The sequence below is a fragment of the Klebsiella quasipneumoniae subsp. quasipneumoniae genome, assembly GCF_020525925.1.
In the GTDB taxonomy this organism is placed as follows: Bacteria; Pseudomonadota; Gammaproteobacteria; order Enterobacterales; family Enterobacteriaceae; genus Klebsiella; species Klebsiella quasipneumoniae.
Window position 1 is genome coordinate 1,733,426 of the sequence record NZ_CP084876.1, and the last position, 12,038, is coordinate 1,745,463.

Genomic DNA, 12,038 nt, shown 5'->3' on the forward strand with positions numbered 1-12,038 from the left:
ACGGGAGCAGTACGTATTTTGGTTGCGACAGCCAATGGCGGTAGCGTGCCTGAAAAAGGCCATTCCACCCGACGGTCGATTGATTGATAGTAAAATAAAGCAATTATTTATTTAAGGATTTCATTATGTTACTTCCTGTAATTATGGCTGGTGGTACCGGCAGTCGTCTCTGGCCGATGTCTCGCGAGCTTTACCCGAAACAGTTCCTCCGGCTGTTCGGGCAGAACTCCATGCTGCAGGAAACCATCACCCGACTCTCGGGCCTTGAAATCCATGAACCGATGGTCATCTGTAACGAAGAGCACCGCTTCCTGGTGGCCGAACAGCTGCGCCAGCTCAACAAGCTGTCCAACAACATTATTCTTGAGCCGGTCGGGCGCAACACCGCCCCGGCCATTGCTCTGGCGGCCCTTCAGGCCACCCGGCACGGTGACGACCCGCTGATGCTGGTCCTCGCCGCCGACCATATCATCAATAACCAGCCGGTCTTCCACGACGCCATCCGCGTCGCCGAGCAGTATGCTGATGAAGGCCACCTGGTCACCTTCGGTATCGTGCCGAACGCCCCGGAAACCGGCTACGGCTACATCCAGCGCGGCGTGGCCCTCACCGACAGCGCCCACACCCCGTACCAGGTGGCCCGCTTCGTGGAGAAGCCGGACCGCGAGCGCGCTGAGGCCTACCTCGCCTCCGGGGAGTACTACTGGAACAGCGGCATGTTTATGTTCCGCGCCAAAAAATACCTCTCCGAGCTGGCCAAATTCCGCCCGGATATCCTCGAAGCCTGCCAGGCCGCGGTGAACGCCGCCGACAACGGCAGCGACTTCATCAGCATCCCGCATGACATTTTCTGCGAGTGCCCGGACGAGTCCGTGGACTACGCGGTGATGGAGAAAACCGCCGACGCGGTGGTGGTCGGTCTCGATGCCGACTGGAGCGACGTCGGCTCCTGGTCCGCCCTGTGGGAGGTCAGCCCGAAAGATGAGCAGGGCAACGTCCTCAGCGGCGACGCGTGGGTGCACAACAGCGAAAACTGCTACATCAACAGCGACGAGAAGCTGGTGGCGGCCATCGGCGTGGAGAATCTGGTGATTGTCAGCACCAAGGACGCCGTGCTGGTGATGAACCGCGAACGTTCCCAGGACGTGAAGAAGGCGGTCGAGTTCCTCAAGCAGAACCAGCGCAGCGAGTACAAGCGCCACCGCGAGATTTACCGTCCCTGGGGCCGCTGCGACGTGGTGGTCCAGACCCCGCGCTTCAACGTCAACCGTATCACCGTGAAACCGGGCGGCGCCTTCTCGATGCAGATGCACCACCACCGCGCCGAGCACTGGGTCATTCTCGCCGGCACCGGTCAGGTGACGGTCAACGGCAAACAGTTCCTGCTGACCGAGAACCAGTCCACCTTTATTCCGATTGGCGCCGAGCACAGCCTGGAAAACCCGGGCCGCATTCCGCTGGAAGTGCTGGAGATCCAGTCGGGGTCGTACCTCGGCGAGGACGACATTATTCGTATTAAAGACCAGTATGGTCGTTGCTAATTTTTTCGGGACAAAACGCAGAATGACACAGTTAACATGCTTTAAGGCTTATGACATCCGTGGTGAACTGGGCGAGGAGCTGAACGAGGACATCGCCTACCGTATCGGCCGCGCCTACGGCGAATTTCTGAAACCCGGGAAGATAGTGGTGGGGGGCGATGTGCGCCTCACCAGCGAATCGCTGAAGCTGGCGCTGGCCCGCGGGCTGATGGACGCCGGCACCGACGTGCTGGATATCGGCCTGAGCGGTACCGAAGAGATTTACTTCGCCACTTTCCACCTCGGGGTGGACGGCGGTATCGAGGTGACGGCCAGCCACAACCCGATGAACTACAACGGCATGAAGCTGGTGCGCGAGAACGCGAAGCCCATCAGCGGCGACACCGGCCTGCGTGACATCCAGCGCCTGGCGGAGGAAAACCAGTTCCCGCCGGTGGACCCGGCGCGTCGCGGGACCCTGCGCCAGATTTCGGTGCTGAAGGAGTACGTTGACCATCTGATGGGCTACGTGGACCTGGCGAACTTCACCCGTCCGCTGAAGCTGGTGGTGAACTCCGGCAACGGGGCGGCGGGGCACGTGATTGATGAGGTGGAGAAACGCTTTGCGGCGGCCGGGGCGCCGGTGACCTTTATCAAGGTGCATCATCAGCCGGACGGCCATTTCCCGAACGGTATCCCGAACCCGCTGCTGCCGGAGTGCCGCCAGGACACCGCCGACGCGGTGCGTGCGCATCAGGCGGACATGGGGATCGCCTTTGACGGCGACTTCGACCGCTGCTTCCTGTTCGATGACGAGGCGTCGTTTATCGAGGGATACTACATTGTCGGCCTGCTGGCGGAAGCGTTCCTGCAGAAGCAGCCGGGGGCGAAAATCATTCACGACCCGCGCCTGACGTGGAACACGGTGGACATCGTGACCCGCAGCGGCGGGCAGCCGGTGATGTCGAAGACCGGGCATGCGTTCATCAAGGAGCGGATGCGCCAGGAAGACGCCATCTACGGCGGGGAGATGAGCGCGCACCACTACTTCCGTGACTTCGCCTACTGCGACAGCGGGATGATCCCGTGGCTGCTGGTGGCGGAGCTGCTGTGCCTGAAGAACAGCTCGCTGAAATCGCTGGTGGCGGACCGCCAGGCGGCGTTCCCGGCGTCGGGAGAGATCAACCGCAAGCTGGGAAATGCGGCGGAGGCGATCGCGCGCATCCGGGCGCAGTATGAGCCGGCGGCCGCACACATCGACACAACGGACGGTATCAGTATTGAATACCCTGAGTGGCGCTTTAACCTGCGCACGTCCAACACGGAGCCGGTGGTGCGCCTGAACGTTGAGTCCAGAGCGGATACGGCGTTGATGAACGAGAAAACCGCCGAGCTGCTCAACCTGTTAAAAGAGGAATCGCTTTGAGTCCTATGTTTTCAGCGATCTATCGCTACCGTGGCTTTATTATTGACAGCGTTAAACGGGACTTTCAGTCCCGTTACCAGACCAGCTTTTTAGGCGCGGCATGGCTGATCTTGCAGCCGATCGCCATGATTTCCGTCTATACATTAATCTTTTCTGAATTAATGCGTGCCCGCCTGGCGGGCATGGACGGCCCTTTTGCCTATAGCATCTACCTCTGTTCCGGGGTGTTAACCTGGGGGCTGTTCACGGAAACGCTTAACAGTCTGGTCAACGTTTTTCTTACCAACGCCAACATTCTTAAAAAGCTCAGCTTTCCGCGGATCTGTTTACCGATCATTGTCACCGCTTCGGCGTTCATTAACTTTCTGATCATTTTCGGTCTGTTTGTGCTGTTTCTGATCGTCACGGGGAATTTCCCGGGCATGATTTTCTTTGAAATCATTCCGGTGCTGATCGTCCAGATGCTGTTCACCCTGGGCCTGGGGATTATCCTCGGCGTGCTGAACGTTTTTGTCCGCGACATCGGCCAGTTCGTCAATATTCTGCTGCAGTTTTGGTTCTGGTTTACGCCTATTGTTTACGTGTCCAAAACGCTGCCGGAATGGGTTTCAGGCCTGCTGGCCTATAACCCGATGGCGACCATTATCGGTTCCTACCAGAATGTGATGCTCTATCACCAGAGCCCAGACTGGATGGCGCTGCTTCCGGTCACGGTGGTGTCGGTCATTCTGTTTTTATTTGCCTGGCGTTTATTTAAAAAACATGCCGCTGATATTGTGGACGAGATTTAATCATGAGTATCAAAGTTCAGCACGTCGGCAAGGCGTATAAATATTACCCATCCAAATGGAACCGGGTCATTGAGAAACTGCTGCCGGGCAATAAGCCGCGGCACAGCAAAAAATGGGTGTTAAAAGACATCAATTTCAGCATTGAACCCGGTGAAGCAGTCGGTATTGTCGGGGTGAACGGCGCAGGTAAAAGTACGTTGCTGAAGCTGCTGACCGGCACCACCCAGCCCACCAAAGGCAGCATTGAGATCCAGGGGCGCGTCGCTGCGCTGCTGGAGCTGGGCATGGGGTTCCATCCCGACTTTACCGGCCGGCAGAACGTGTATATGTCCGGGCTGATGATGGGCCTGAGCCGGGAAGAGATCGAGCGCTTAATGCCTGAGATCGAAGCCTTTGCGGATATCGGCGACTACATTGAAGAGCCGGTGCGCATCTATTCCAGCGGCATGCAAATGCGCCTGGCGTTCGCCGTGGCCACCGCTTCTCGCCCGGATATTCTGATCGTCGATGAAGCGCTCTCCGTTGGCGACTCCCGCTTTCAGGCGAAGTGCTATGCCCGTATTGCGGACTTCAAAAAGCAGGGCACCACGCTGCTGCTGGTTTCCCACAGCGCCGGGGATATCGTCAAACACTGCGACCGCGCCATCTTCCTCAAAAATGGTGACATCTGCATGGACGGCACCGCCCGTGACGTGACCAACCGTTACCTGGATGAGCTGTTTGGCAAACCTGATAAAGACAGCGCCAAGAAAAGCGAAACGGCTACCTCGTCAGCCAGTGGCGAAAGCCAGATGTCGCTCGATGAGATTGAAGATGTGTACCACACGCGACCAGGCTACCGTCCGGAAGAGTACCGCTGGGGGCAGGGGGGCGCGAAAATCATCGATTACCATATTCAGAGCGCCGGGGTTGATTTTCCGCCTTCGCTGACGGGCAATCAGCAGACCGATTTTCTGATGAAGGTCGTGTTTGAATACGATTTTGATTGCGTGGTGCCAGGCATCCTGATTAAGACCCTCGATGGCTTATTCCTCTACGGAACCAACTCTTTCCTCGCCTCAGAAGGGCGCGAGAATATTTCGGTTTCCCGCGGCGATGTTCGGGTGTTTAAATTTAGCCTTCCGGTGGATTTAAACAGTGGCGATTACCTGCTGTCATTTGGTATCTCTGCCGGCAACCCGCAGACAGATATGACGCCGCTGGACAGACGTTACGACTCCATTATTTTACATGTGACCAAGAGCATGGATTTTTGGGGTGTCATCGATCTTAAGTCGTCCTTTACTAGCTACCAATGACGTTGAGAAAAACGATTCCATGACTAAAAACTTAAACACGCTGGTTAGCGAATTACCTGAGATTTATCAAACTATTTTTGGCCATCCCGAGTGGGATGGCGACGCCGCTCGCGATTGTAATCAACGTCTCGATTTGATTACCGAACAGTACGATAACTTATCCCGCGCGCTGGGCCGCCCGCTTAAAGTTCTCGATCTGGGCTGCGCTCAGGGCTTTTTCAGCCTGAGCCTGGCAAGCAAAGGCGCGACTATCGTTGGTATCGATTTCCAGCAGGAAAACATTAACGTGTGCCGCGCGCTGGCCGAAGAAAACCCCGACTTTGCCGCCGAATTCCGGGTAGGCAGAATTGAAGAGGTGATCGCCGCGCTGGAAGAGGGCGAGTTTGATCTGGCCATTGGCTTAAGCGTGTTTCACCATATTGTTCATCTTCATGGTATCGATGAAGTTAAACGTCTGCTTTCGCGCCTGGCGGATGTCACCCAGGCGGTGATCCTTGAGCTGGCGGTGAAAGAAGAACCGCTCTACTGGGGCGTTTCTCAGCCGGACGATCCACGCGAACTGATTGAGCAGTGCGCGTTTTATCGCCTGATTGGCGAGTTTGATACCCATTTATCCCCCGTTCCGCGCCCGATGTACCTGGTCAGCAACCACCGGGTGCTGCTCAACGATTTTAATCAGCCGTTCCAGCACTGGCAAAATCAGCCCTATGCCGGGGCCGGCCTGGCGCATAAGCGCAGCCGTCGCTACTTCTTTGGCGAAGATTATGTGTGCAAGTTTTTCTATTACGACATACCCCACGGCATCCTGACGGCGGAAGAGAGCCAGCGTAATAAACATGAACTGCATAATGAAATAAAGTTCCTGGCGCAACCGCCAGCGGGCTTTGACGCGCCGGCATTACTGGCCCACGGCGAAAACGCCCAGTCTGGCTGGCTGGTGATGGAAAAGCTCCCGGGTAGCTTGCTGAGCGATATGCTGGCGGCCGGGGAAGAGATCGATCGTGAAAAAATCCTTGGCACCTTACTCCGTTCCTTAGCGGCGCTGGAGAAGCAAGGGTTCTGGCATGACGATGTGCGCCCATGGAACGTGATGGTCGATGCCCGGCAGCATGCCCGTTTAATCGACTTCGGCTCTATCGTCACCACCCCACAGGACTGCAGCTGGCCGACAAACCTTGTCCAGTCGTTTTTCGTGTTTGTGAACGAGCTGTTTGCCGAAAACAATAACATAAACGGTTTCTGGCGCTCGGCGCCCGTGCATCCGTTCAACCTGCCGCAGCCGTGGTCAAACTGGCTGTATGCGGTCTGGCAGGAGCCGGTTGACAGCTGGAACTTTGCCCTGCTGTTAGCGCTGTTCGACAAGAAAGCGAAACTGCCGTCAGCTGAACAGCAGCGTGGGGCGACGGAGCAGTGGATCATCGCTCAGGAGACGGTGCTGCTGGAGCTCCAGTCCCGGGTGCGCAATGAAAGCGCCGGCTCGGAGGCGATGCGTGGGGAAATCCATGCCCTGGAGCAACAGATCGTTCAGCTGCAGGCGGCACAGGATGCGTTAGTCGAGAAAGCGCAACAGCCAGTGGAAGTCAGCCATGAGCTGAGCTGGCTGACTGAGAATATGGCGCAGCTGACCGCGCTGCTGGAGTCGGCACAAGCGCACGCCCAGGCTGACATTCAGCCCGAGCTGCCGCCGGAAACCGCTGAGCTCCTCCAGCGACTGGAAGCCGCTAACCGGGAGATTCACCATTTACATAACGAAAACCAGCAGCTTCGCCAGGAAATTGAAAAAATCCATCGCAGCCGTTCCTGGAGAATGACCAAGGGTTATCGTTATCTGGGACTGCAGATCCATTTGCTGAGGCAGTATGGTTTCGTGCAGCGTTGTAAACATTTTATTAAACGCGTCCTGCGGTTTGTTTTCTCGTTTATGAGAAAACATCCGAAGGTAAAACATACCGCGGTAAATGGGTTACATAAGCTGGGCCTTTATCAGCCGGCCTATCGTTTGTATCGTCGTATGAATCCGCTGCCGCACAGCCAGTATCAGGCTGATGCGCAAATTTTATCGCAGACTGAGCTGCAAGTGATGCATCCGGAGCTTTTACCTCCGGAGGTTTATGAAATTTATCTCAAACTAACGAAAAATAAATAAGGAGATTAACTTGCATATTTTGATTGATGTCCAGGGTTACCAGTCGGAAAGTAAATTCCGCGGTATCGGTCGCAGTACCCTGGCCATGAGCCGCGCCATTATTGAAAATGCCGGCGAGCATCGCGTCAGTATTCTGATCAATGGTATGTATCCCATTGACAATATTAATGATGTAAAAATGGCCTATCGGGACCTGCTGGCGGACGAGGATATGTTCATCTTCTCCGCCGTTGCGCCAACGGCCTATTGCAATATTGATAACCACGGCCGTAGCAAAGCCGCCCAGGCGGCCCGCGATATCGCTATCGCCAATATCGCGCCTGATATTGTCTATGTTATTAGCTTCTTCGAAGGCCATGGGGATAGTTATACCGTGTCCATTCCGGCGGACAATGTGCCGTGGAAGACAGTGTGCGTATGCCACGATCTGATCCCGCTGTTAAATAAAGAGCGTTATCTCGGCGATCCGAATTTCCGCGAGTTTTATATGAACAAGCTGGCGGAGTTTGAGCGGGCGGACGCGATCTTCGCTATTTCGCAGTCGGCGGCCCAGGAAGTGATCGAATATACCGACATCGCCAGCGATCGAGTGCTGAACATCTCCTCGGCGGTGGGTGAAGAGTTTGCGGTTATCGACTATTCCGCCGAGCGTATTCAGTCTTTAAAAGACAAATACAGCCTGCCCGATGAGTTTATTCTGACGCTGGCGATGATCGAGCCGCGGAAAAACATCGAAGCGCTTATTCACGCCTACAGCATGCTGCCTGCCGAATTGCAGCAGCGCTATCCGATGGTGCTGGCGTATAAGGTGCACCCGGAGGATCTGGAGCGGATTCTGCGTCTGGCGGAAAGCTATGGCCTGTCACGCAGCCAGCTTATCTTTACCGGCTTCCTGACCGACGACGATCTGATTGCTCTGTACAACCTGTGCAAACTGTTTGTGTTCCCGTCGCTGCATGAAGGTTTCGGCCTGCCGCCGCTGGAAGCGATGCGCTGCGGGGCGGCGACCTTAGGTTCAAACATTACCAGCCTGCCGGAAGTCATTGGCTGGGAAGATGCCATGTTCAATCCGCATGACGTGCAGGATATTCGCCGGGTGATGGAGAAGGCGCTGACCGATGAGGCGTTTTACCGTGAGCTGAAGGCGCATGCTCTGACGCAGTCGGCCAAATTCTCCTGGGCCAACACCGCCCATCTGGCGATCGATGGTTTCACTCGCCTGCTGCAGTCGTCCAAAGAGGCGCATGCCGGGCAGGCGGAAGGCGTGACCGCCTCGCGCATTCAGACGATGCAGAAAATTGATGCGCTGAGCGAAGTCGACCGTCTGGGGCTGGCGTGGGCGGTTGCGCGCAACGGCTTTAAGCGCCATATCCGCAAGCTGCTGGTGGATATTTCGGTTCTGGCGAAGCATGACGCGAAGACCGGGATCCAGCGCGTCTCGCGCAGTATTCTTAGCGAATTACTGAAATCCGGCGTGCCGGGTTATGAGGTTTCCGCCGTCTACTACACCCCAGGCGAGTGTTATCGCTACGCCAACCAATATCTGTCCAGTAACTTCCCGGGCGAATATGGTGCCGACGAGCCGGTGCTGTTCAGCAAAGATGATATTCTGATCGCCACCGATCTGACCGCGCATCTCTTCCCGGAGGTGGTGACGCAAATTGACAGCATGCGCGCCGCCGGGGCGTTCGCCTGCTTCGTGGTGCATGATATTTTGCCATTACGTCGCCCGGAGTGGAGTATCGAAGGCATTCAGCGTGAATTCCCGATCTGGCTGTCCTGCCTCGCAGAGCATGCCGACCGGCTGATCTGCGTCTCTGCCAGCGTCGCCGAGGATGTGAAAGCGTGGATTGCGGAAAATAGCCATTGGGTGAAACCGAATCCGCTGCTGACCGTCAGCAACTTCCATCTGGGCGCCGACCTCGATGCCAGTGTACCGTCCACTGGTATGCCGGACAATGCACAGGCGCTGTTAGCCACGATGGCCGCAGCCCCGTCATTTATCATGGTTGGCACCATGGAGCCGCGCAAAGGCCACGCCCAGACGCTGGCCGCCTTCGAGGAGCTGTGGCGCGAGGGCAAAGAGTACAACTTGTTTATCGTCGGCAAACAGGGCTGGAACGTTGACAGCTTGTGCGAAAAATTACGCCATCATCCGCAGCTGAACAAAAAGCTGTTCTGGCTGCAGAATATCAGCGACGAGTTTTTGGCCGAGCTATATGCTCGTTCACGCGCACTGATCTTTGCCTCGCAGGGCGAGGGCTTTGGCCTGCCGTTGATTGAAGCGGCGCAGAAAAAGCTGCCGGTGATTATCCGCGATATCCCGGTGTTTAAAGAGATTGCTCAGGAACATGCCTGGTATTTCTCCGGGGAAGCGCCGGCCGACATCGCGAAGGCCGTCGAAGACTGGTTAGCCCTGTATGAGCAAAACGCGCATCCTCGCTCAGAAAATATCAACTGGTTAACCTGGAAGCAGAGCGCGGAATTTCTCCTGAAAAACCTGCCGATTATCGCGCCAGCCGCGAAGCAATAATCGCTATCAACAGGGCCGCCCCGGTGGCCCTTGTGATGAGTTCGTTATGAAAATTATTTTTGCTACTGAGCCAATTAAATACCCATTAACGGGCATCGGTCGGTATTCCCTGGAGCTGGTTAAGCGGCTGGCGGTCGCTCGCGAAATCGAAGAGCTGAAGCTGTTTCACGGCGCGTCGTTTATCGATCAGCTCCCCCAGGTTGAGAATAAAAGCGATACCAAAGCCAGCAATCATGGTCGTCTGTCAGCGTTTCTGCGCCGCCAGCCGCTGCTGATTGAGGCGTATCGCCTGCTGCACCCGCGGCGCCAGGCATGGGCATTGCGCGACTATAAAGATTACATCTACCATGGTCCCAATTTTTATCTGCCGCATCGCCTGGAACGCGCCGTGACCACGTTTCATGACATCTCCATTTTTACCTGCCCGGAATATCATCCAAAAGATCGGGTTCGCTATATGGAGAAGTCCCTGCACGAGAGCCTCGATTCGGCAAAGCTGATCCTGACCGTCTCTGACTTCTCGCGCAGTGAAATCATCCGCCTGTTCAACTATCCGGCGGATCGGATCGTCACCACCAAGCTGGCCTGCAGCAGCGACTATATTCCGCGCAGCCCGGCGGAGTGCCTGCCGGTCCTGCAAAAATATCAGCTGGCGTGGCAGGGCTACGCGTTGTATATCGGCACCATGGAGCCGCGTAAGAATATCCGCGGTTTGCTGCAGGCCTATCAGCTGCTGCCGATGGAGACCCGCATGCGCTACCCGCTGATCCTCAGCGGTTATCGCGGCTGGGAAGACGATGTGCTGTGGCAGTTAGTCGAGCGCGGTACGCGAGAAGGGTGGATCCGTTACCTGGGCTATGTCCCGGATGAAGACCTGCCTTATCTGTACGCGGCGGCCAGAACCTTTGTTTATCCCTCCTTCTATGAGGGATTCGGTTTACCTATTCTTGAAGCGATGTCTTGCGGTGTGCCGGTAGTATGTTCCAATGTCACTTCTTTGCCTGAGGTGGCTGGCGATGCCGGCCTCGTTGCCGATCCTAATGATGTAGACGCGATTAGCGCGCATATTTTGCAGAGCCTGCAGGATGATAGCTGGCGGGAAATCGCCACCGCGCGCGGTCTTGCCCAGGCGAAACAGTTTTCGTGGGAGAACTGTACGACCCAGACCATTAACGCCTATAAATTACTCTAAGGGTGTCAGTTGAGAGTTCTACACGTCTATAAGACCTACTATCCCGATACCTACGGCGGTATTGAGCAGGTCATTTATCAGCTCAGTCAGGGCTGCGCCCGCCGGGGAATCGCAGCCGATGTATTTACTTTTAGCCCGGACAAAGAGACAGGACCTGTCGCCTACGAAGACCATCGGGTCATTTATAATAAGCAGCTTTTTGAAATTGCCTCCACGCCGTTTTCGCTGAGAGCGTTAAAGCGTTTTAAGCAGATTAAAGACGATTACGACATCATCAACTACCATTTTCCGTTTCCATTCATGGATATGTTGCATCTCTCGGCGCGGCCTGACGCCAGAACGGTGGTGACCTATCACTCTGATATTGTGAAACAAAAACGGTTGATGAAGCTGTACCAGCCGCTGCAGGAGCGATTCCTCGCCAGCGTAGACTGCATTGTCGCCTCGTCGCCCAACTACGTGGCCTCCAGCCAGACCCTGAAAAAATATCAGGATAAAACCGTGGTGATCCCGTTTGGTCTGGAGCAGCACGACGTGCAGCACGATCCGCAGCGGGTGGCGCACTGGCGGGAAACCGTCGGCGATAACTTCTTCCTTTTCGTCGGCGCTTTCCGCTACTACAAAGGGCTGCACATTCTGCTGGATGCCGCCGAGCGTAGCCGGCTGCCGGTGGTGATTGTCGGGGGCGGGCCGCTGGAGGCGGAAGTGCGTCGTGAAGCGCAGCAGCGTGGGCTGAGCAATGTGGTATTTACCGGCATGCTCAACGACGAAGATAAATACATTCTCTTCCAGCTCTGCCGTGGCGTGGTCTTCCCCTCGCATCTGCGCTCCGAGGCGTTTGGCATTACGTTACTGGAAGGCGCGCGCTTCGCCAGGCCGCTGATCTCCTGCGAGATCGGCACCGGGACCTCGTTCATTAACCAGGACAAAGTGAATGGCTGCGTGATCCCGCCGAATGACAGTCAGGCGCTGGTGGAGGCGATGAATGAGCTCTGGCATAACGATGAAACCGCCAGCCGCTATGGCGAAAACTCGCGTCGTCGCTTTGAAGAGATGTTTACTGCCGACCATATGATTGACGCTTACGTCAATCTCTACACTACGCTGCTGGAAAGCAAATCCTGAGGCCAGC

Annotated in this window: 8 protein-coding genes; all 8 read left to right on the plus strand. The window is 56.0% G+C overall.

The window, feature by feature from the left end; genetic code table 11:
- The first annotated feature begins 125 nt into the window (after positions 1-125).
- From LGM20_RS08380 to wbdC, 8 genes are read left to right on the plus strand one after another with little or no spacing between them, the layout of a single operon-like run.
- The gene (locus tag LGM20_RS08380) at positions 126-1,541 is read left to right on the plus strand and encodes a mannose-1-phosphate guanylyltransferase/mannose-6-phosphate isomerase (RefSeq protein WP_004180506.1); all 1,416 of its coding nucleotides are present in this window, start codon (positions 126-128) and stop codon (positions 1,539-1,541) included.
- 22 nt (positions 1,542-1,563) lie between these two features.
- Positions 1,564-2,946 (plus strand): O9 family phosphomannomutase RfbK, encoded by a 1,383-nt coding sequence (rfbK, locus tag LGM20_RS08385; RefSeq protein ID WP_012967600.1) that lies wholly within the window; start codon positions 1,564-1,566, stop codon positions 2,944-2,946.
- 5 nt (positions 2,947-2,951) lie between these two features.
- Positions 2,952-3,737, plus strand: coding sequence for an O9 family O-antigen export ABC transporter permease subunit (wzm, locus tag LGM20_RS08390; protein WP_004203602.1), 786 nt, complete (start codon positions 2,952-2,954; stop codon positions 3,735-3,737).
- Positions 3,738-3,739: 2 nt separating this feature from the next.
- Positions 3,740-5,035: an O9 family O-antigen export ABC transporter ATP-binding subunit gene (gene wzt, locus LGM20_RS08395; RefSeq protein ID WP_044524115.1), complete on the plus strand. Its 1,296-nt coding sequence runs from the start codon at positions 3,740-3,742 to the stop codon at positions 5,033-5,035.
- Between the two features lie 19 nt (positions 5,036-5,054).
- A complete protein-coding gene (locus LGM20_RS08400; RefSeq protein ID WP_044524113.1) occupies positions 5,055-7,181 on the plus strand; it encodes a methyltransferase domain-containing protein in 2,127 nt (708 codons plus the stop codon).
- A 10-nt stretch (positions 7,182-7,191) separates the two neighbouring features.
- Positions 7,192-9,714 (plus strand): polymannosyl GlcNAc-diphospho-ditrans,octacis-undecaprenol 2,3-alpha-mannosylpolymerase WbdA, encoded by a 2,523-nt coding sequence (gene wbdA, locus LGM20_RS08405; RefSeq protein WP_044524111.1) that lies wholly within the window; start codon positions 7,192-7,194, stop codon positions 9,712-9,714.
- A gap of 46 nt (positions 9,715-9,760) precedes the next feature.
- Entirely contained in the window at positions 9,761-10,906 is a 1,146-nt protein-coding gene (locus tag LGM20_RS08410) for a glycosyltransferase family 4 protein (RefSeq protein WP_044524109.1), read from the plus strand.
- Between the two features lie 9 nt (positions 10,907-10,915).
- The gene (gene wbdC / locus LGM20_RS08415; RefSeq protein ID WP_044524108.1) at positions 10,916-12,031 is read left to right on the plus strand and encodes an N-acetyl-alpha-D-glucosaminyl-diphospho-ditrans,octacis-undecaprenol 3-alpha-mannosyltransferase WbdC; all 1,116 of its coding nucleotides are present in this window, start codon (positions 10,916-10,918) and stop codon (positions 12,029-12,031) included.
- Positions 12,032-12,038: the final 7 nt, after the last annotated feature.